Genomic DNA, 20,105 nt, shown 5'->3' on the forward strand with positions numbered 1-20,105 from the left:
GTCAAAGCCTGATGACCATAGCAAGTCGGTCCCACCCCTTCCCATCCCGAACAGGACCGTGAAACGACTCTGCGCCGATGATAGTGCTGCAACCAGTGTGAAAGTAGGTTATCGTCAGGCTAGTTATTGAGAAAAGCCCGCCAAGTTAGCTCTTGGCGGGCTTTTTGTATTGTGCGCGGCGTTGTCAATGCTAGCCTGTTATGGCTGGCTCTTCACCTCGCATACTTGCGCCAGATCTCGGCCAATCGGCCATTCTCCTCCATCCGCAGCAATTCATCGTCGACTAGCGTGCGCAGCTCATGCGCGTATTCATAGTTGCGCGAGATACCAATGTAAAACGCGGTCGGCCGCATCCCTGGGACGCGTTCGCCAGCCAGGTCGCCATCAGCCAGATAGTCTTTACCGATAGCGCTGAACCCGGTCATCACCTCATGCTTCTCCAGGAATAGTGCACAACGCCCGGCGTGCAGTTTGGCGATCAAAGAAGCGAAGTCGCGCGCACCCTGATCGACTTCGCCCGCTGTCAGGCCGTAGTTCAGGTAGTTGTAGCCGTGGATGCCACATACGCGGTAATGATGTATGTCCGTCAGGGAGTTGAGCTTCAAACCGGTGGGATAATGCCGCCGCGAATAGTAGTAATAGGTGTTGGTTGAATAGTAGGCGCGGGTCAACAGAAAGTTCCGCTGGCGTTCAGGGTTATAAGTGAGGTTGAGCGCCATCTGGTACTGTTTCCCAAGCTTGGCGACAGCTTGGCAGCGCGGCCACGGCAGCAGTTCCAGTGTTGAGCGGATGCCGTTACGGGTAAAGATCTCATTGACCACGTCGACAGCATAGCCGGTCAGCCTGCCCGGTGTTCCATCGCCGGCGCGCTGGCGATAGACATAGGGTGGCCATTCGTTCTCGTCTTCGCAAATGGCGACATGGCTTATGCTGGCGGGTTGAGCGCCCGCGATGGCGACGGAGCCTGCAAGTTGAATGCTTGCCAACCACGCGTATCTCATAGCGACCTTTCCTGGCGCTTCAGCCAATGCTGCTGACAATCTCGCGCGGTACACAGGTGGTCAGTGGGGAGGCGACAGCTGGATCGATGGCGATAAACCAGCCGAGACGCGGCCGGCGTTGAACCACGGTGCCGAGCCCGCTGCCGTTCCACTTTTTAGCTGCGAGCGGACGGCGCCAGCATACCGCCTTCGCTGTTTTCATCGTGCAACTGCGTCTGCTGCCGGGAGGCTACCAAGCGCGCCTCCGTAAATGCTTCCACGAAATTATGCACTCTTCCAGGTAACAGTTGTGATGAACGTGCCATTTGTTGTTGAAAGGCGGCAGCGGCGCCAGAAAAAAGAAAATCCCCCATCAGCCTGAACGCGCTCAAGATCGCGCTCAGTGCGGATGGTGGTTTTGCATTGGATATCAGGGCGCAAGAAACCAGGCCGCAGCATGTGCGGCCAGTGTTTGACGGGGCGAATCCGGCTTATACACCCCAGAGGATGTCGTGGCCTTCCGTCGAGGCCGCGCGCAACATTTGCAGCAGTGGATATACCCGCTGACCAAAACCGACATGCTGTTTTTCCGGCAAATCCGACCCGTCGCCATCGAGCGCATCCACGTTGTGCGTGGTGTCTTTATGGTGTTCGATATCCAGGTCTTCGATATGCTGTTTGCTAAGCTGGACTTCTTTTTCCAGCATCGCCAGCACCTTGGGCGCTTCAGCTGCGGTGATCACGCCACGCTCCGGACTCTTGTTCAACACTTCAAGAATGCGCTCCGCGTGCTCCTGGTACATCATGACTGCCGGAGAGGATTTGGATTTGAACGTGATCATGGCGTTGTCCTGTCCTGTTGTTGTCCGTGAATGAAAGATAGCACGACTTCAGAACTTGCACACTAACAGTCTGTTCATTCCGTTTTAAACGAGGTCAGGAACGTATCGACTGCTTCTTTATTCACGTGTTTTTCCCGTCCAGCCACAATGGCCTGGTAAACCCATTTATCTTTTGCAACAAAACGGCCATACAGCACCATGGGTTCACCATTGCGCGAGCCCTTCGCTTCAATGGACGTGACCGTGCGCCGGCCGTCGGCAGCCGCTGCTTCCGCTGTCACGGTGCCATTTATATTCTTCACCATCGTGTTTTTCATGGTGGCGATCGCCATTTGCGCGCGCGTGGCATCCGGCAGTTCCGCGCTGCCAACTGCAAACGTCACGCCATCAATTTCCGCCGCGGCCATATGCATGCTGACCTTGTCGTCCCCGAGATTGATGTTGCGGCTTTGCGTCGCCGGCTTCGCAGGAAACAGCACCGTATAAGGAATGCCCAGGTTGCGGTAATCGCGCCAGTCGAATTTGGGACTGCAGCCGCCCACCAGGACGGCAACGCAGGCGGCAACAATGAAACGTTGAGGGGATGTGGTATGCATACGCTAATGTTAGCAAATGCCATCCTCTCGTGCCATGGTTTGTTTTCTATTTCATTAACACAATGGCCGGCAAGTCAATAGTTATTTTCACGGCTGCGCATGTCCCGGAGTGATCGTAGTTGTCATTGTGATTTTTCTTGACAGAATAATTATAAATAATTAATGTTTTATATTTTTTAATATTCGTCCCGGAAAATCTCAGCATGAAGATGGCCATAAAGAATTACAATTTTATTGGGATGGCAGCCCTTAATTTCATCTGCTATCCAGCATTTGCTCAAAGCGATACGCCGGTTGTGGTCGTTACGGGACAGCGACCACAACAGGACCCCAATCCTACGCTGGTAAATCTATCCTGGTATCCTACCCATGGGCGGATAGTATCGGTGGCTCCCAGGGCTAAACCGCCGGCTGATAGGAATTCGGATACGACTGATAAGTGCACCTCGCCTACGACGAACAAGCCGGTTGTTATCGCCACTGGCGAGAAATTCCTTCCGCAAAAGGATTTTGAGCATAATTCCTTGCAAAGCTTATCATTGTCTCGTACATATCGCGCCCAACAGAATACTGCACGGCTGTTTGGACCTAATTGGTATTCGTCACTCGATTACCCTAAATTGGAATATGCGCCGACATGCCAAACTTATCGGCTCTACATGGGCTGCATGCCAGATTGGATTAAAGTACGTTTCCCTGATGGTGGAGCTTATAGCTTCCAAGTTGCTTCGTCAGCTACCTACCTTCCCGCAGGCGTAACTGACGGTAATTCCGCTATGGGCGTCATTATTCAAACGGCCAATCCTTTGGTATTGCAGCTCGATGGCAAAGAATACCGGTATGACCGCTGGAACAAAAATTTACTGTCCATCAGTGAGGGCGGACAGGTCTTACAAACGTTCAATTACAATACCGCCGACCGATTAGAGTCGATAACCACGCGTTCTGGCGGCACTGTTTCTTTTACCTGGTCAAATATCGCGTACAACAATTATGCGGTCACGGCCGTGACTGCGCCAGACGGGCAGGTTTGGTCATACGGCTATGATGGCGAGATGAATTTAACTAGCGTCACTCCACCGTCGTCATCGACCGGCATCCGAACCTACCACTATGACCACGATGTCAATCAAATGCCGATTTTAAGTGGCTATAGCATCGACGGCGTAAGGATGACGCGTTATTCGTATGATGCCAGTCGTCGCGCCATCAAGAGCGGTTATGAAAACAATGAAGAGTACGAGACTTTCCAATACGGGCCGGACTATACGATTGTCAGCAACGAAAAAGGAAATCAGACGCGCTATGACTTCCTGGTTTCTGGTGCATCAAAAAAATTGCTGAAAGCCAGTAATTCGGCCACAGCTTCCTGCCCATTGGCAACGGCATCGAGTAATGTCTATGCCGCCAACGGTTTTATGGATTATTCCCTTGATCAAAAGGGTGTCAAAACCGACTTTGATTACAATAGTAGCGGCTTGCTGATGAGCAAAGTTACGGCAGCTGGTACGACCAGCGCGCTCACTGAAGTCAATACGTGGTCGGGGCCGCAATTGGTGCAGACGATAGTCAAAGATGCGTCGGGTCAGGACTTCCTGCGCAGGAATTACGATTACGTTAGTGGTGGTTTGGCTGACAAGTGGTTGAAGAGCGAGACGATTACGGATTTGGCTACCAACGTACAACGTATCACGTCTTATGCATATACATTCCATGCGAATAATTCATTGGCCACCAAGACCATTACACGCGCACTGCCCAACGGTGCAAGTGCCTCGACGGTCATTGCCTATGATCCGAACGGATACAAGATATCGATGACTAATCCGCTGGGGCATGTCACCACGTGGTCTGGCCACGACGGTATGGGACGGCCCGGCCGGATGACGGACCCTAACGGTGTCGCCACCGATTACCAATATGATGCCCGCGGTAACGTCCTCGCTGAAATTGTGCGCCTGGCTGGCGGCGATCGGGCCACATACTATACGTATAACGGTAATAACCAGGTTACCAATATCGATTATCCGGACGGAACCAACAACCGCTATGAATACAATTCCGCAGGCCGGGTGATTAACAGTGGTAATGCCCAGTTTGAGATGGCAAGCCATACGCTGGACGTGGCCAACCGGATATCGATGACGCAGTCCGATCGTATGACGCCTTATGCCAGCGGTAGCACACTGGCGGCAAACTTCGACGGGAAATTTGCTACCACGCTGCAAAAAGACAGCCTGGGCCGGCCGTGGGTCGAAACAGGGAACAATGGCCAGCGGGTGCAATATGCGTACGATGCCAATGGCAATGTCCAGACCAAGACCGATGCAGCCGGCCGGGTGACCCGCTTCGATTACGATGCACAGAACCGCATTACCAAGGTCACCAGTGCAGATAACGGAACGGTTCAATATGGTTACGATACCAGAGGGAATCTGCAGTTCATCGAAGACCAGCGCGGGCTGCGTACTACGTACACCTACGACGGATTCGGGAATAAACTGACCCAGAGCAGCCCGGATACGGGTTTGACCACCTATACCTATGACAGTGCAGGCCGGATGGCCACCGAGACCGGTGCGGACGGCAAAGTGTTCCGTTACAGCTGGGATGCGCTGGACCGCATGGTGAGCAAGCTGACCAGCAGTGAGCCGAATCTGTACACGTATGATGAAGGCAGCTATGGCAAAGGAAAACTGACCAAGTTTGCCGATTGGACTGGCGAAACCCAATACACCTATAACGATGCCGGACAGCTGCTTACCCAGGTAAATAATATTTTCGGCAAGTTGTTTACCACCAGCTGGGCATATGATTCCAGCGGCCGCTTGCAGCGCCTGACCTATCCGACTGGTTTGGTGGTCGATTACAGCTACGACAGCTATGGGCGCGTTTCTGCGGTGACGAGTAATCTGGGCGCCCCATGGTCCACGCTCGCCAACTCCATGCTGTACCAGCCGTATTCGAATCTGCGTTTCGGGTGGAAATTCGGCAATGGCTTGCCACGTATGGTGACGCTCGATACCGATGGCCGGGTGTCCAATTTGTCCACGCCGGGCAAACACGGCCTGACACTGGGTTATAACAACGTCGAGATGATGACCAGCCTGACGGACAGCATTTACCCAGGATTAAGCGCAACGTTGGCCTACGACACAATTGACCGGCTGGGGTCAGTGACAAGGACCGGTGATGCACAAAGCTTTGCGCTGGATAAGACGGGAAATCGTACTTCTCACGTGCGCCAAGGCGCCACTTATACCTACACCACGTCAACAGGCAACCGTCTTAACACCTGGAGTGGCGGCGGCCAACTCCGCAGTTTTGGTTACGACGCAGTTGGTAACGTAACGAGTGAAGCATTGAACGGGGGCGGCTCGCGCAGCTATACCTACGATGCCTTCAATCGGATGAACGGCGTATTTGTCAATGGCGCCCGTGTCGGCGATTATCGCGTGAATGCACTGAACCAGCGTGCGGTGAAACTGGCTTCTGGTATGGGCGTGTATTACATCTACGGACCTCAGGGTGAAATGCTGGCGGAATTCATCGATGGCACGACGACCAATACAGCTTACGTCTGGTTTGGCGGCGAATTGCTGGGCATGGCGCGTGGCTCGAAATTCTACGCCAGCCACAACGATGCATTGGGCCGGCCGGAGTTATTGACCGACAGCTCGGGCGCCGTTGCATGGCGTGCCGAGAACGCCGCTTTTGACCGCCGGACGGTGGTTACGGATAACGTGGGCGGCCTGAACGTTGGTTTCCCGGGCCAGTATTATGATGCCGAAAGCGGCTTGTGGTACAACTGGAACCGCTATTACGATGCGTCGCTGGGCCGCTATCTGCAAAGCGACCCGATTGGTTTATCCGGAGGGCTGAATACCTATGCGTATGTTTCCGGAAATCCGCTCTCTTCAATCGATCCTAACGGTCTCGATGGCATGTTCGTGACGTTTGTGGGCTATATGGCAGACACGGGGGCGGGCTTTAGTTTGCCGGTCGGTCACTCTGGCGTTATCGCGATTGATAATAATACCGGCGCGACCCAATATTTTGACCTCGGCCGCTATGGCGGAAAGTACGGTGACGTGCGCGGACCAATCGATGTCGGTACCATGAAATTCGATAGTGACGGCATGCCGACGCAGGAGTCGATGAATGAGATCCAGCAACGGGTAAGCGAGTTTGCCGGAAAAGGCGTTAAACCAACAACGATTTACAACAAGAAGGCTGATGCGAATAAAATCACGAAGTTCGCGTTGGATCGGCAGAAAAATATTGCGAAAATGCCTTATACGTTAAATCCTTTGGGGAAAAACAAGTTTAACGTTTGCCATACGTTCGCTTGGGAAGCTTTCCAGGCAGGATCGCAATGAAAACCGGCTTCTTGTCGATTGCCCTGCTAGCGTTGACGTGCCTGTCGGCTTTTTTGTTCTTCCGGCAATTGGATAGTGCTTTGGAAGTCGACAGCCTGAAAGAGCAAGTCAGGATGCAGCGAAGGGAAGCCAGCATATTGGAAAATGTGTTGAACGAAAACTTCGCTCCCTGTGCCATCAAGGTTGCAGGCTTTGAACAGGCAATGCAAAAACACGGCCGTACCGTGCTTTGGCAAGGCGATGTGGCACAGGTGGGAATCTACAAGGTGGTCAAGAAAGAAGGGTGCATCGTAGCCGTCAATACCGTTGACGGGGCATAAGAGCATCCGGTTCCTTGTGGTTGCGGAGTGAAGCCTGCGGCCGGCCCGGTTCAAGACCGGGCCGGCACGGGCTGATCGTAAGGGAGGCTCCTCTGCTATGCTAACGGCTTTCACCGTCCAGCAACGGAAGCTGGAAGTATAGATCGATGGAGCTAGCATGGTTTCGCTGCAAGAACAATTAATGAAGGCCGGTTTGGTCGATAAAAAGAAGGTACAAAAGGTCAACCAGGACAAGACCAAGCAAAAGAAAGAAGAACGCCGCACGGGCCAGCAAAGCGTTGACGAAGCGAAGCTCGCCGCAGCGGAACTGCAGCGCAAGAATGCCGAACGCGCCCGTGAATTCAATGCGCAGCGCGATGCTGCCGCCAATGAAAAAGCCGTGCAGGCGCAAATTGCGCAATTGGTGCAAAAGAACCGCCAACCCAAGGCCGCTAAAGGCGCCGGCGAAATCGCCTACAACTTCACGTATGGCGCCAAAATCGAACGGATTTACGTGTCTGCCGCTGTGCAGGAACACCTGGTGGCAGGGCGCCTGGCCATCGTCGGCATGGGCGACCAGTTTGAACTGGTGCCGCGCGTGATTGCCGATAAAATCGCCGAACGCGACGAAGCGCGTGTAGTACGGGCCAAGGCGGCGGCCACGCCGATGGAAGACGATCCGTACGCGGACTTCAAAATCCCCGACGACTTCACTTGGTGACGTCCAGCCCCCGCCGGTATTGAATGGCTTCCTTCAAGTGTTTTTCTTCGATGGACCTGGACCCATCAAGGTCGGCAATGGTGCGCGCCACCCGCTGTACGCGGTGGTAGGCGCGCGCTGACCAGTTAAATTGTTTCATCGATTCCCGCAGCATGGCCTTGCTGGCCGGATCAAGCTTGCACAGCCGCTCCACTTCCCGGGTGCCCAATTGCTGGTTGCTCTTGCCCTGGCGTTCCAGCTGGCGGGTAAAGGCGCGCGCCACCCGGCGCGCAATCTCCGGCGAGGCATCGGTCGTGGCTTCGCGTTCCAGTTCATCGGTGGTCAAGGGGTTCACGTGTATGAGCAAATCCATGCGGTCGAGCAAGGGGCCGGAAATCCGGCTCTGGTAGCGGTGGATAGTTTCTGACGTGCATTTGCATTTGCCGCTGTCGTGCCCATGGTAGCCGCATGGGCAGGGATTCATGGCGGCGATCAATTGGAAGCGGGCAGGAAAGTCCGCATGATGTGAAGCGCGCGATACTGTCACCATGCCGGTTTCCATCGGCTGGCGCAGCACTTCCAGCACGCGGCGGTCGAATTCCGCCAGTTCATCGAGGAACAGTACGCCGCCATGGGCCAGCGAAATTTCGCCCGGCCTCGGCGTTCCGCCGCCACCGACCAGCGCCGGGCCAGACGCCGTATGATGGGGCGCGCGAAATGGCCGCCGCATCCAGCGCGCCGCATCGAAGCACCCTGCCAGCGATTGCACGGCAGCCGCTTCCAGCGCTTCGTCATCCGTCATCGGCGGCAATAAGCCCGCCAGCCGCAGCGCCAGCATGCTTTTCCCGGCACCCGGCGGCCCGACAAACAGTAGATTATGGCGGCCTGCCGCCGCGATTTCCAGGCCGCGCTTGGCGATAGTCTGCCCTTTCACGTCGGACAAATCCGGGTAGCCGCCAGCCTCTGGTTCCGGCGCTGTCTGGTGCCGGGGCAGCGCCGCACTGCCATCCGTGGACAGAAAATGGCCGCATACCTGCACCAGCGAGGCGGCAGGATAAATCGCCACCCCGGACACCAGCGCCGCTTCCGCCGCATTGGCCAGCGGCAGGATAAACGCGCGCTGTTTGCTGCCCCGGTTCGCATGGCGCCGCATGGCAAATGCCATCGCCAGTGCGCCGGGAATGGGCCGCAACTCTCCCGTCAGCGACAGTTCGCCGGCGAATTCATAGTCATCGAGCGGTGTCGTGGGAATCTGGCCAGAAGCGGCCAGGATGCCCAGCGCAATCGGCAAGTCAAGGCGGCCGGACTCCTTGGGCAAATCCGCAGGCGCCAGGTTGACGGTAATGCGCTGGTTCGGCATGTCAAAGCCGCACGAAATGATGGCGGCTTGGACGCGGTGCCGCGCTTCCTTGACTTCCGTATCGGGCAAACCCACGATGGCGAACGCGGGTAATCCGTTGGCAAGATGCACTTCCACACTGACTTCCGGGGCTTCCATGCCCGCCAGTGCGCGGCTTTTCAGGACGGCCAGGCTCATAGCAATTCCTTGCAGTGACAGATCCGCCATTGTCACGCCGGAAAGCAATGCGCCTGTTGCGCAGGCACAGCCGGATACTACGCCTGCTGTAAATCCTGCGCGGCAGGACGGGCCGCACGCTTATGGCGGAAAAAGTCCCATGCAATTTCCGCGATTTCAAAGTCGCCGTTTTGCGCCCCCACCATCTTGTTGATCAAGCCGGGATAGCGTCGGCTGATACTGGGTTCCGCGTGGCCGCCGCCATCGATGCGGATCAGGCCCACTTGCAGCTGTCCCGGATCACGCCCCCACAGCGTGAACGCCGCGCAGGTCTTATCAAGCGGATGGCGGCGCGGAATGCCGGTACGGTCCGGCGTATCGGGCAATCCAGCCAGTTCGCGCCACACGCGGGCGCTGTCTTCGATACTGTTGACGGGCTCCATGAAACCCAGCGCATACCAATGCTTGCCGCCGTGATAGGGAATCAGCCGGTCGCCCGTTCCGCCCACGATCAACGCCGATAGCGGCACGCGCGGCTGCATGGGATGGCTGCGCGGCGGCATGCCCGCCAGGACAGCGGAAAACGCGGCCAGCCGTTGCGGAATTTCCATCGCGATGCGGTAGGCCATCCAGCCGCCGCGCGACACGCCGATCACATACACCCGTTCTTCATCCGCGTTATGAACGGCAACGGCGTGGCTGATGATGGCGTCGATAAAAGCCACATCGTCTTTTTTCGCTACTTGCGCAGCGCCGGCAAAGCATTCGCTCCAGCCCCCTTTGCCGGCATCCGGTGCGGCAACAATGACGTGTTCACGTTCGGCGATTTCCAGCCAGACCGACAACGGCGATGGCGGGAACGCCATGCCCAATACCTGTTCAGCCGAGGCGCCCGCGCCATGCAACACAATCACCAACGGCCGCTTGCCGGCCGCAGCGGCAGTCGGAATCCCCAGCAGGCAATGGCGTGGACCTTCGGGACGGTCCAGTACCAGCGGCGTTACCGGTGCGCACGGCGCGGTGACCGTGGCACTGCCAAGAAATACTGTTTTGATACCGTGCAGGAAGCCCATTGCATCGCTTTTAAATGTTAAAAAATAAATATTAACACGGCGCAATCAATATGAAATTCAGCATCACTTGTCCAGCCCCGAGCTTGAATACAACAGGCATGGGAAATTGATTGCAAGTAAATGTTGTACGGCATACGCTCTCTGCTGGACTTTCCCTCTGCGCTCGCACAAGAAAGAAAGGGTTTTGGCATGAGATTTAGCAAGGTTTTTGCGTTGGCAGTCGCCGGCGGTTGCATGGCCCCAGCGATGGCACAGTTTTCCACGGTTAACGGTTGCGACCGTTCGTATTCGTTCCGTGCCGACGTTGGCACCAAAATCGGCCAGCAGTTGTGCGCGTCGAAGTCGGATGTGTTCATCGACGCCGTGCGCAATTTCACGCTGAGTAACCTGGGCTATACGCAGACGTCGCCCGCCAATGTGCAGGGCCGCTTTAATGACGTGGGCGTGTTCCTCAGCTACGCGAACAATTCGCGCACGCTGACGTATAACTTCCCCGAACTGCAAATTTCCGGCCAGTTCACGGGCGCTACCCGCGACGACAGCGAAGAGCAGTTTGTCGACTTCGTCAAGAAATCCGACTTGATCGGCAAGATCATGAATTACCAGGCCAAGCATTCCGCCACCAGCGCCATCACCGGCATGGGCGGCGCGATTCCCATGGCAGGCCAGGCCGACTTTGCCGCCAGCTTCGATCCCATGAGCCAGATCGTGACCGGCCCGGGAGGCACGGATACCGGCAGCAATAACCTGATTGGCGTGGGCCTTGGCTATTCCAGCTTTAATATCGATGGCAGCGCGGACCGCGTGCGCTCCACCTCGTTGCCGCTGTCGTACACCATCCGCAATGACATCGATCCGCGCCGCCAGCTGGTGTTTGCGCTGCCGCTGGCGCTGGTCAAAGTCGGCGAAGCGGACACGTACCACGGCGGGTTCGGCATTTCGTACCGCTATCCAATGAGCGACCGCTGGACGTTGACGCCGGGCGGCAAGTATTCCATCGTCGCGTCGAAAGACCGCGCCACCGTATCGACCATTGCATCGGCCAGTCTGATGAGCACCTATGTGTTTGCACTGGGTGGCAACCAGGCTATCGCAGTGGGCAACATGCTTGGTTATTACAAGACCGGCAAATTCTCCAGCCGCGATTTCTCGTTTGACCCGGACGTTGCACTGACCATGGCGCGCAACGGCGTCATGTATTCCATGCCGACCTCCATGATGGGCGGCAAAATGGCGGCGGAATTTTCGCTGATCGATACCCGCTACCTGGGCGACAAGCCATTCGTCGACAATACCCAGGAAATCGGCGTCACGATCGGCACCAACCGCAATGCCGCCAATGCCCGCAGTTTCCTGCGCGGCGGCCTGTCGTATGTGCATGGCAAGGCCACCAAGGGTGTGACCATCAATATCGGTTACTGGTTCTGATCGACACGACGGGCCGGGGAGGCCGGCCCGCAAATTCATGGCCTTCACAGTAAAGAAAATCGCAGTCGCAGTGGGCGCACTGGCGCTGGTGTCCTGTGCACCGGCATGGGCAGACCGTACCACCGACCAGGTGGCGATGGCGGCCAGTGGCCGCTTCGACCAGCTGGAAAAAGTCCTGGAAGAGCAGGCAGCGCAAGGGCCGCTCGACACGCGCGACCGCCACGCGCTGTGCTACGCCTATTCCAAAACCAAACGCTATACGCAATTGATGGCTTGCCTCGACCAGCTGGCCATCTTGCTGCAAAAAGGCGGCGACAAGAGTACGCGCCTGTTTGCACTGGAAGACGCCACGCCGGCGCTGGGGCAGATGCGCGCGGAAGCGCTGCTGGACCTGGGCCAGTATGACGCGGCCATCAAGATCGGGCGCGCCAATGTCGCGTGGCTGGAAGAAGACCAGAGCGATGATCTCGACATGGTCTACAACAGCATGGCGGCCGTCGCCATCGGCTATGCGCTGAACGGTGAAAAAGCCAAGGGCCATGAAATTGTCGAGCGCATGGTCAAGGGCAAGGGCAGCATGTTTTCGGCCTACAGCAGCGCCAAGGCGCTGGCCATCGCGCGCGCCTGCATGGCGCTGGGCGACTGGCAAGGCGTGCTCGATGCACTCAACAGCGACAAGCTGTTTGCCGTGAATATCTTCCTCGACAAGCTGTTTTCCGGCAGCTTCCTGACGGGCGTGAACAACTGGGTGTGGGTGGAATTGCCGCGCGCTTTCATGTTGAACAAGGCGCTGCTGGAGACCGGGCGGCTGGACCAGGCGAAAGCCGGTTTTGACCGCGTGCTGGCGCTGCCGCAAGTGAAGGAAAACGGTGAAATTTACTGGATGCTGTTGTCCGAGCGGGCCCGCATTGCCGAGCAGGCGGGCGACAAGGCGGCCGCGCTGGCGTGGCTGAAACAAGCCATCGATGAAGTGGAAGAACAGCGCGCCAGCATCAATACGGAAACCAGCAAGATCGGCTTCGTGGGCGACAAGCAGGCGCTGTATGCGCGCGCCATCGCCCTGGCGCTGGCGCTGAAACAGGCCGACACCGCGTATGAATTGATGGAGCGGGGCAAATCCCGCGCGCTGGTTGACTTGCTGGCGGCGCGCAGCGGCGGCGCCACGCTGACCGGCCGTAGCGCCGACAGTGCGCGCCTGCTGAAGTCTTACCAGCTGGCGGCGGAGCGGGCGGCGGCGCAGCTGCCGGTGGACATGGCGCGCGCCGGCAATGGCGAATCGCGCAGCGCCGCGCGCCAGCAAGTGTTGCAATTGAAGGCGTCCGATCCAGCGCTGGCGTCGCTGGTCAGCGTTGGTGCGCTGTCGCTGGCCGACGTGCGGCGCTACCTGCGGCCCAATGAAGTGCTGGTCGAGTATTACCAGCATGGCGGCCAGTTGAATGTCGTGGCGGTCAGCGCCGGCGAGGTGCAGTCAGCTGTCATCGATGGCGCCAACCTGGACCGCGACGTACGCGCGTTCCGTAGCCAGATCGAAGCACAGCAAGCAGGTGCGCTGGCGGCGGGGCAGGCGCTATACAGCAAGCTGCTGGCGCCAGTGGGCTCGTTGATTGCCGGCCGCCACCTGGTGATCGTGCCGCATGGTGCGCTGCATTATTTACCGTTTGCCGCGCTCCATGACGGCAAGGAGTATTTGCCGGCTGCGCACCAGCTGCGCTTCCTGCCCAGCGCCAGCGTGCAGCAATACCTGCGCCCGCCGCGCCCTGCAAAGATGGACAGCATGCTGGTATTCGGTAATCCTGACCTGGGCAACCCGCAACTGGATTTGCCTGCCGCGGAAGAAGAAGCGCGCAAGATTTCTTCGATGCTGCCCGGCAGCCGCTTGCTGACGCGCGCCGTCGCATCGGAATCCGCATTCAAGGACGTTGCGCCGCAATTCCGCTTCCTGCATGTGGCGGCGCATGGCCAGTTCCGCGCCGACGTGCCGCTGCAATCGCGGCTGGCGCTGGCTGCCGACAAGAAAAATGACGGTTCGCTGACGGTGGCGGAAATCTATGGTTTGCAGCTCGATGCCGACCTGGTGACATTGTCGGCTTGCGAGACTGGCTTGAACCGCGCCATGCATGGCGATGACTTGATCGGCATGACACGGGGCTTCCTGTATGCGGGCAGCAGCAATATCATTGCCAGCCTGTGGGAAGTGGATGATGAAGCGACGGCGGAATTGATGGTGACGTTCTATGAAAAACTGCGGGCCGGTGAAGGCAAGGCGCAGGCTTTGCAGGAAGCGCAGCAGGCGCTGTGGAAAAAATTCCCGGAACCCCGCTACTGGGCCGCGTTTTATTTGACGGGGCAGGGGGCGTGATGTCGCATCCGGTCCGTCCGCTATGGTCTGACGCCGCCGGTGCGCTGGCCATGGCCGGTTATGCACTGCGCCACATCCACGTGCTGGGCCGCCCGCCGCACCGCAGCCGCTTCTTGCGGCTGCTGCTGGACATGGGGGCGCGGGGATTGGCCAGCACCAGCCTGGCGGCGGCCGTGGCAGGCACGCTGCTGATTGCGCTGCTGGTGCGCACCATTACAGCCAGCCCTGAACTGGCCGTGCGGCTGCTGGCCGTGCTGCTGGTGCGGGAAGCCGGGCCAATGCTGGTGGCGATTCCCGTACTGCTGCGTACGGGCACCATGATGACGGCGCGGCTGGGCAATATGCAGCATGACGGCGAAGCGCGCAGTTTGCGCCTGCTGGGTTTATCGACGCGCGATTATCTCGCCGTGCCGATGGTGCTGGCCTGTATCTGCGCATGCGTGCTGCTGACGGTGTATGTGGAAGCAGCTGCCGTGGCAGGCGGTATCGTGATTGCCGCCGTGCTGCTGGAATTGCCGGCGCGGGAATTGTTCACGCATTTGGCGTTGATCCTGTCGCCGCGTGACGTTGCGTACGTGGCCGTGAAAAGCATGGGCTTTGGCCTTGTCATAGCCAGCGTGGCGGCGTGGCATGGGCTGGGACGCAGCGACCACACTAGCTTGCCCGATACAGTTGGCCGGGCCGTCATGCAAAGCGTGTTTGGGCTGCTGTTGATGAATATCGTGATTGCGCTGCTGGTGTATGGGCCGCTGGCGGCGGAGGCATAATGTATCCGCTGATTGAATTCATTGCCGACGATGGCAGCCAGCATGCGCTGATGCAGGGCAGGGTCAGCGCTATTGCGTGCGCGCGCCGCACGGATTGCGGCGCGTTCGTTGACCAGTTGCTGTTGCCGGAACATGAACACGAAAGCGAGTTCCACGTGGGCCATCACCGCGTGCGGCGCCGGGTGGCGGCGCACCAGATCGGCCTCGTGTCGCGCAAGGCCACGGTGCTGGGGCAGTTGAGTGTGCGCGACAATATCGCTTTGCTGGAGCCTGCAGGCCCGGCCCGCAAGCGGTTCTGGCGCGCCGTGGACCAGGCGCTGGAAGAAACGGGTTTGCTGGCTGGCGTGAATCCCGGCTATATCGTGTCGGGCTTGCCGTGGCATATGCAAGTGGAAATCAACTTCCTGCAAATGTGGCTGCGGCATCCGGAATGCATGCTGTTTGACCGCGTGTATGAACATGATGATGCGGACAGCCTGCTGCACTTGCCGATGCTGTTCCGCCGCCGCTTTCCGCTGCGCGCCGTATGCTATTTGCAGCGAGGTGCGTTACCTGCCGGCCTGGCCGTGACTGACGTGGTGCACTTATGAACAAGGCCGGACCTTTTTCCAATGCGGCGCCGCCGCTGGCGCGCAAGGCTTGGCTGCTGGCGCTGCCCGCGCTGCTGGCGCTGGCCGCGTGGTTCCTGTACACGGCTTCGCAGCAGGGCATGTTGAGCAGCAAAGAGCGCATCCACTTCCTGGCGCCGACCGCATCCGGCATGACGCCGGGCATGCCGGTCAAGCTCAATGGCTTTATCGTGGGCGCGGTCGACCGCATCGCATTGCTGCCGCCCACAGTGCAATCGAATTTGCGGGTGCGGGTGGAGCTGGGCATTTACCGCAATTACATGGGCTATATTCCCCGCACGACGATTGCCAAGCTGACGCAGGAAGGCATGCTGGGACCGAACATCATTGAATTGCACCCGCAGCGCTATGACGCCCGGCCAGTCAGCGCGGGCGATGTGCTGGCATATGAGCGCACGCCGGGGCTGGCGGAAATCGCCACGCACTTCCAGGAAAAATTGGCGCCCGTGATCGAGCATGCGACCACGTTGGGTGCAAACTTGAATGACCCGAAAGGCAAATTCCAGGGGGCGATCACTGCCGCGTCAAATGCGATGGAGCGCTTGCCTGCCACGGCGGAACGGCTGGAAGAAACAGCACGCCGAGCAGGCGACGATATGCACAGGCTGGAAATGCGTACCGAACATAGCCTGGACAAGACCGACCGCGCGCTCGATGCCGTCAACAGCAAGCTGCCAGGATTGCTGGACAAGGCCGACAAGACAGTGGCCGACTTGCAGGCGGCGGGCGCCAGCGTCAAGCGCATCACGGGTGATACGGAACAAGCCGCGCCGGCGCTGCTGCAAGACGCCCAGCAAATCAGTACGGAAGGTTCGCGCCTGATCCAGGGCGCGACGAAAAGCTGGCCCATGCGCTTGTGGCTGCCGCCTCCCCAGGCGCGGGGCGTGGCCATCGACAGCCAGCAGGATTTGCCGCTGCCGCCGGTTTCAGTGCCGCCTGCGAAGGAGCAGAAATGAACGGCCGCTGGCTGACGCTGGTGGTGCTGGCCGTGCTGCTGGCCGGCTGCGGCACGCAGAAAGTCTTGTCGCCCAGCCAGGCGCAAGCCGTCGTGCTGAACCGGCAAGGCATGGACCATTTTGCGGCAGGCGATATCGCCCGCGCCCAGCATGCGTTTGAAGCAGCCTTGCAGCTGGAGCGGACCGTGGAAAATGAAGAAGGCATGGCGCTCAACATGCTGAACCTGGCGCAGTGCTACCAGCGCCTGGGCCAGCCGGCGCGGGCTGCCGCCATGCTGGACCAGCTATGGGACAACGGCACGGTGGCCTTCAGCCCGCAGCGGCGCGCGGAAGCCGCCATGCAGCATGCGCTGCTGGCGCTGCAGCACAATGATGCTGCCGCGGCAGAGCGGTGGCAGCGCGACGGCGCGGCCTTGTGCGGCGATTGCGCACTGGCCGGCAAATTGCGCAGCCTGGCGGCGCGGCTGGCGCTGCAGCGCGGCGACGCCGCGGACGCGTTGAAGGCTGCCGGCGAAGCGCTGGCAAAGAGTGGCGACGATGCCGTGGAAAAAGCCAATGCGTTGCGTTTGCAAGGCGCCGCCCAGCTGGCGCTGGGGCAAAAGCAGGGGGCGGAAGCCGCGCTGCTGCAAGCGCTGGCGCTGGACAAGGAAGGCGGCTTGCCGGACAAGATATTGCAGGACTTGCAGTTGCTGGGCCACGCGGGCGCCAATGCCGATGGCCAGCGGCGCTATTGGCGGCGCGCGCTGGCGGTCGCGCAGGCGGCGGGAAAATCCATGGCGGTCAAAGAAATTGAAGCCGCGCTGGCGGCATTGCCTGAACCAGTGAGTCAATAACAGGGAGGGAATCAAGATGAAAAAATTATGGCAGTGGATCGTGACGGCGTTATTGCTGGCTTGTACCTGGGCTGCACTGCCGGCCCGCGCGGCCGATGCAGACGTGGTGGGCATGGTGCTTGACGTACAGGGCAGCGGCGAAGTGCAGCAAAAAGACCGTGAAAACAAAGACACCACCAGCAAGCTGCAATTGCTGGGCTACGTAAAAAATGGCGCGAAAATCAAGCTCGACGCGGTCAGCAAGGCGTCCGTGTCGCACTATGGCGCCAAGCTGATTTACCAGATGACGGGGCCGGTCGTGGCGGAGGTCAATGCAGATGGCTTGAAGGTCATCAGCGGCAAGCCGCCCGTGACGAAATCGCTGGCGGAAAAAATCGTGCAGGCGGCCGTCAATCCGAACCTGGGCGCCGCCGCCTTCAAGATGCGCGCGCTGGGCCAGGAAATCGCCGTGCTGTCGCCGTCCGCCCGCAGCAAGCAAGTGACGGCCCGTCCGCGCTTCCAGTGGAGCGCGCCGGAACCGGGCACGTTTGACATCACCGTGACGGAATTGCCGGACACCGTGGTACAGCGGGCCACGGTGGATGGCATGGTGTGGGATTTGCCTGCCGGCGTGAAACTGGTGCCGGGCAAAGATTACCGGTGGAGCGTCAACGGCACGGCGCCGGATGGCCAGGCGCGCAGTGCGACGGCCACGTTCTCCATTGCCACGCAGGCTGAAGCGGACAGCGTACTGGGCTTGCGGCCGGCGTCCAGCGCCGCGGTGGAAGAGTGGGTGCTGTACGTGGCGATTTTGCGTGACCGCGGCATGGTCGATGAGGCGCGCGACGTGTGGCGCATCATTGCCAGCCAGCGTCCGGATTTAAGCAGCGCCAATCCGCTGGCGCGCTGAGCGGAGGGCCGGGCGGATGGGTTTTTCGGGCAGTGGCAAGCGCAGCGCCGGCACGTTGCTGGGACTGTTCGCTGCGGCAGTCATTGCGGCGCTGGCCCTGGTGGCCGCGCCGCTGGCCGACACGCGCCTGCTCGATGCGCAGTTTGAGTTCAACCGCCAATACTTTCCGCAACCGGTTGCCAATGACGTCGTGCTGGTCGGTATCGATGAAGCGTTTCTCGACACGGTCGATGAACCGCTGACGCTGAGCCACCGTTATCTGGCGGAATTCCTGGGCGCCGTCAGCGATGCGGGCGCGACGGTGATCGGGCTGGACCTGGTATTGCCGGAAAAGCGGTTCGATACGCTGGTGTCCGCCCGCAATCCCGACCTGGATTTTCACCGCACGCTGCTGGCGGGCCTGATGCAGACGTTGCCGAAGTCGAAACTGGTGCTGGCCAAGGTGTGGGATTTCCAGCGCGGCCACTACCGCGATATCCAGATTGATTACGCTGCCGTGCTGGCGGCGCAGAGCGAGCCGCAGCCGCTGGCGTCTGCGCTGTTTTGCTCGGATGACGATGGCCGCATCCGGCGCTATCCCGATCCTGGCTGGAATTGCCTGCCGGACCGCAGCCCGAATACGCTGTCCAGCGAAGTGGCGGCTGCCATGGGGGTGCGGGGCGAATGGCGGGGGCTGATCAATTATCACATTGGTGCGGAATTCCATTACTTGCCGCTGGGGGAAGTGCTGCAACTGGCGCGCGATGGCAATACGGAACGGTTGAAGGCGATTTTTGACAAGCGCGCCGTGTTGCTGGGCACTGTGCAAGACGATACGGACCTGGTGAATTTGCCGGTGGCGCTGGCGGGCTGGCGTCCCGGCATCAAGCGCTTGCCCGGCGTCCTGGCGCACGCGCAATCCATACGCAGCATGCTGAACCAGGGCATGGTGCAACCCATTTCGCCCGGCTTGCAAGGGGTGATGGCGCTGTTTGGCGCGCTGTTCTGGTTCCACCCGGCCGTCGCGCGCAAACTGTTGCTGGCGGCCGTGGTGACGGCCGGATTGCTGGTGGCCAGTGCCGTGTGGCTGCGCTCGGGATGGTGGTGCATGCCGGGGGCGGGGCTGCTGGCCATGTGGATTGCCGCGCTGTCGCGTTCGGCCTGGCAGGCGTGGCGCAATTTCCGGGAAAAGCAGCGGCTGCGGCGCAGTTTTTCCGGCGCGGTCAGTCCGCACGTGATGCAGCAAATTATGAGCGGCGACCTTGATGCGGGACGGCGTGGCGTGAAAACCGACGTGTGCGTCCTGTTTTCCGATATCCGTAATTTCACCGCCATGAGCGAGCGCATGGAGGCGGAACAGGTGGTGTCGCTATTGAACCGCTATTTTTCCCGCATCACCGCAATGGTGCACCGGCACGGTGGAACCGTCGATAAATTCATAGGCGACGGCATGATGGCCTTTTTTGGTGCACCGAATCCCTTGCCCAGTCCGGAAAAGGCGGGACTGGAAGCGGCGCGCGACATGCTGGCGGAATTGGCGGAATTGAACCGCGAACTGGAAGAAGAGGGCTGGCCGCCGCTGGCCATGGGCATTGGTTTACATAGCGGGCCGGCCGTGATTGGCTATATCGGTTCCAGCGACCGCCACGAATATACGGCGATTGGCGATACCGTCAACGTGGCGTCGCGGCTGGAAGGGATGTGCAAGCAGTTTGGCTATCCCGTGATGTGCTCAGGAGAAGTGGCGCAGCGGGTGGGGATGCCGGAATTCCTGCAGCCGCAAGGAGACCATGCGCTGAAGGGGCACAGCGCCGTGGCTATTTATGGATGGGATCCCCTGCAAACCGGGCAAGCCGTTCCCACATCCCATCCCGGGTGAC

At 59.3% G+C, this 20,105-nt stretch carries 17 protein-coding genes and 1 rRNA gene; 12 read left to right on the plus strand and 6 right to left on the minus strand.

Annotation, left to right across the window (positions count from 1 at the left end):
• Positions 1 to 7: 7 nt before the first annotated feature.
• Positions 8 to 120: ribosomal RNA gene (rrf, locus tag GM668_RS28180) — 5S ribosomal RNA — on the plus strand.
• A gap of 92 nt (positions 121 to 212) precedes the next feature.
• Here the strand turns inward: rrf and GM668_RS28185 are convergent.
• The 4 genes from GM668_RS28185 to GM668_RS28200 all read right to left on the minus strand — a co-directional run bounded on the left by GM668_RS28185 (position 213) and on the right by GM668_RS28200 (position 2,418).
• Positions 213 to 1,001 carry a substrate-binding periplasmic protein gene (locus GM668_RS28185; RefSeq protein WP_155442309.1) on the minus strand — a complete coding sequence of 263 codons (789 nt, stop codon included), beginning with the start codon at positions 999 to 1,001 and terminating at the stop codon, positions 213 to 215.
• Positions 1,002 to 1,156: 155 nt separating this feature from the next.
• The gene (locus GM668_RS28190; RefSeq protein ID WP_155442310.1) at positions 1,157 to 1,372 is read right to left on the minus strand and encodes a hypothetical protein; all 216 of its coding nucleotides are present in this window, start codon (positions 1,370 to 1,372) and stop codon (positions 1,157 to 1,159) included.
• A 99-nt stretch (positions 1,373 to 1,471) separates the two neighbouring features.
• Complete coding sequence (locus tag GM668_RS28195; RefSeq protein ID WP_155442311.1) at positions 1,472 to 1,822, minus strand: DUF1840 domain-containing protein; 351 nt, start codon at positions 1,820 to 1,822, stop codon at positions 1,472 to 1,474.
• A 74-nt stretch (positions 1,823 to 1,896) separates the two neighbouring features.
• The gene (locus GM668_RS28200) at positions 1,897 to 2,418 is read right to left on the minus strand and encodes a hypothetical protein (RefSeq protein ID WP_229500033.1); all 522 of its coding nucleotides are present in this window, start codon (positions 2,416 to 2,418) and stop codon (positions 1,897 to 1,899) included.
• A gap of 203 nt (positions 2,419 to 2,621) precedes the next feature.
• On the opposite strand from GM668_RS28200, the gene GM668_RS28205 reads away from it, so the two are divergent.
• The 3 genes from GM668_RS28205 to GM668_RS28215 all read left to right on the plus strand — a co-directional run bounded on the left by GM668_RS28205 (position 2,622) and on the right by GM668_RS28215 (position 7,817).
• Positions 2,622 to 6,797: an RHS repeat-associated core domain-containing protein gene (locus GM668_RS28205; RefSeq protein WP_155442312.1), complete on the plus strand. Its 4,176-nt coding sequence runs from the start codon at positions 2,622 to 2,624 to the stop codon at positions 6,795 to 6,797.
• A complete protein-coding gene (locus GM668_RS28210) occupies positions 6,794 to 7,117 on the plus strand; it encodes a hypothetical protein (RefSeq protein WP_155442313.1) in 324 nt (107 codons plus the stop codon). The genes GM668_RS28205 and GM668_RS28210 overlap by 4 nt, the downstream gene beginning before the upstream one ends.
• A gap of 157 nt (positions 7,118 to 7,274) precedes the next feature.
• A complete protein-coding gene (locus GM668_RS28215) occupies positions 7,275 to 7,817 on the plus strand; it encodes a DUF2058 domain-containing protein (protein ID WP_155442314.1) in 543 nt (180 codons plus the stop codon).
• Here the strand turns inward: GM668_RS28215 and GM668_RS28220 are convergent.
• Together GM668_RS28220 and GM668_RS28225 are read right to left on the minus strand one after the other, a co-directional pair.
• Positions 7,807 to 9,333: a YifB family Mg chelatase-like AAA ATPase gene (locus GM668_RS28220; RefSeq protein WP_155442315.1), complete on the minus strand. Its 1,527-nt coding sequence runs from the start codon at positions 9,331 to 9,333 to the stop codon at positions 7,807 to 7,809. The two genes, GM668_RS28215 and GM668_RS28220, sit on opposite strands and share 11 nt — an antisense overlap.
• Positions 9,334 to 9,410: 77 nt before the next feature.
• The gene (locus tag GM668_RS28225) at positions 9,411 to 10,385 is read right to left on the minus strand and encodes a CE1 family esterase (RefSeq protein ID WP_155442316.1); all 975 of its coding nucleotides are present in this window, start codon (positions 10,383 to 10,385) and stop codon (positions 9,411 to 9,413) included.
• A 234-nt stretch (positions 10,386 to 10,619) separates the two neighbouring features.
• Between GM668_RS28225 and GM668_RS28230 the strand changes: the two genes are divergently transcribed.
• Genes GM668_RS28230 through GM668_RS28265 form a run of 8 tightly spaced genes read left to right on the plus strand, consistent with a single transcriptional unit; the run spans position 10,620 to position 20,104 of the window.
• A complete protein-coding gene (locus GM668_RS28230) occupies positions 10,620 to 11,813 on the plus strand; it encodes a hypothetical protein (protein WP_155442317.1) in 1,194 nt (397 codons plus the stop codon).
• A 37-nt stretch (positions 11,814 to 11,850) separates the two neighbouring features.
• Positions 11,851 to 14,172: a CHAT domain-containing protein gene (locus GM668_RS28235; RefSeq protein ID WP_155442318.1), complete on the plus strand. Its 2,322-nt coding sequence runs from the start codon at positions 11,851 to 11,853 to the stop codon at positions 14,170 to 14,172.
• Positions 14,172 to 14,939: an ABC transporter permease gene (locus tag GM668_RS28240; RefSeq protein ID WP_155442319.1), complete on the plus strand. Its 768-nt coding sequence runs from the start codon at positions 14,172 to 14,174 to the stop codon at positions 14,937 to 14,939. Before GM668_RS28235 ends, GM668_RS28240 begins: the two co-directional genes overlap by 1 nt.
• Positions 14,939 to 15,529: a hypothetical protein gene (locus GM668_RS28245; RefSeq protein WP_155442320.1), complete on the plus strand. Its 591-nt coding sequence runs from the start codon at positions 14,939 to 14,941 to the stop codon at positions 15,527 to 15,529. Before GM668_RS28240 ends, GM668_RS28245 begins: the two co-directional genes overlap by 1 nt.
• Complete coding sequence (locus tag GM668_RS28250) at positions 15,526 to 16,524, plus strand: MlaD family protein (protein ID WP_155442321.1); 999 nt, start codon at positions 15,526 to 15,528, stop codon at positions 16,522 to 16,524. Before GM668_RS28245 ends, GM668_RS28250 begins: the two co-directional genes overlap by 4 nt.
• A complete protein-coding gene (locus GM668_RS28255) occupies positions 16,521 to 17,357 on the plus strand; it encodes a tetratricopeptide repeat protein (protein WP_155442322.1) in 837 nt (278 codons plus the stop codon). The genes GM668_RS28250 and GM668_RS28255 overlap by 4 nt, the downstream gene beginning before the upstream one ends.
• Positions 17,358 to 17,373: 16 nt before the next feature.
• The gene (locus tag GM668_RS28260) at positions 17,374 to 18,246 is read left to right on the plus strand and encodes a hypothetical protein (protein WP_155442323.1); all 873 of its coding nucleotides are present in this window, start codon (positions 17,374 to 17,376) and stop codon (positions 18,244 to 18,246) included.
• Positions 18,247 to 18,262: 16 nt separating this feature from the next.
• Entirely contained in the window at positions 18,263 to 20,104 is a 1,842-nt protein-coding gene (locus tag GM668_RS28265) for an adenylate/guanylate cyclase domain-containing protein (protein ID WP_155442324.1), read from the plus strand.
• The last annotated feature ends 1 nt before the right edge of the window (position 20,105 follow it).

It is taken from the genome of Pseudoduganella ginsengisoli, from assembly GCF_009720865.1.
GTDB lineage: Bacteria > Pseudomonadota > Gammaproteobacteria > Burkholderiales > Burkholderiaceae_D > Rugamonas > Rugamonas ginsengisoli.

Bases quoted from the DNA above. Each gene is read 5' to 3' on its own strand.
- GM668_RS28185 (WP_155442309.1), bottom strand. From the start codon at position 1,001: ATGAGATACGCGTGGTTGGCAAGCATTCAACTTGCAGGCTCCGTCGCC.
- GM668_RS28195 (WP_155442311.1), bottom strand. From the start codon at position 1,822: ATGATCACGTTCAAATCCAAATCCTCTCCGGCAGTCATGATGTACCAG.
- GM668_RS28200 (WP_229500033.1), bottom strand. From the start codon at position 2,418: ATGCATACCACATCCCCTCAACGTTTCATTGTTGCCGCCTGCGTTGCC.
- GM668_RS28205 (WP_155442312.1), top strand. From the start codon at position 2,622: ATGAAGATGGCCATAAAGAATTACAATTTTATTGGGATGGCAGCCCTT.
- GM668_RS28210 (WP_155442313.1), top strand. From the start codon at position 6,794: ATGAAAACCGGCTTCTTGTCGATTGCCCTGCTAGCGTTGACGTGCCTG.
- GM668_RS28215 (WP_155442314.1), top strand. From the start codon at position 7,275: ATGGTTTCGCTGCAAGAACAATTAATGAAGGCCGGTTTGGTCGATAAA.
- GM668_RS28220 (WP_155442315.1), bottom strand. From the start codon at position 9,333: ATGAGCCTGGCCGTCCTGAAAAGCCGCGCACTGGCGGGCATGGAAGCC.
- GM668_RS28225 (WP_155442316.1), bottom strand. From the start codon at position 10,385: ATGGGCTTCCTGCACGGTATCAAAACAGTATTTCTTGGCAGTGCCACG.
- GM668_RS28230 (WP_155442317.1), top strand. From the start codon at position 10,620: ATGGCCCCAGCGATGGCACAGTTTTCCACGGTTAACGGTTGCGACCGT.
- GM668_RS28235 (WP_155442318.1), top strand. From the start codon at position 11,851: ATGGCCTTCACAGTAAAGAAAATCGCAGTCGCAGTGGGCGCACTGGCG.
- GM668_RS28240 (WP_155442319.1), top strand. From the start codon at position 14,172: ATGTCGCATCCGGTCCGTCCGCTATGGTCTGACGCCGCCGGTGCGCTG.
- GM668_RS28245 (WP_155442320.1), top strand. From the start codon at position 14,939: ATGTATCCGCTGATTGAATTCATTGCCGACGATGGCAGCCAGCATGCG.
- GM668_RS28250 (WP_155442321.1), top strand. From the start codon at position 15,526: ATGAACAAGGCCGGACCTTTTTCCAATGCGGCGCCGCCGCTGGCGCGC.
- GM668_RS28255 (WP_155442322.1), top strand. From the start codon at position 16,521: ATGAACGGCCGCTGGCTGACGCTGGTGGTGCTGGCCGTGCTGCTGGCC.
- GM668_RS28260 (WP_155442323.1), top strand. From the start codon at position 17,374: ATGAAAAAATTATGGCAGTGGATCGTGACGGCGTTATTGCTGGCTTGT.
- GM668_RS28265 (WP_155442324.1), top strand. From the start codon at position 18,263: ATGGGTTTTTCGGGCAGTGGCAAGCGCAGCGCCGGCACGTTGCTGGGA.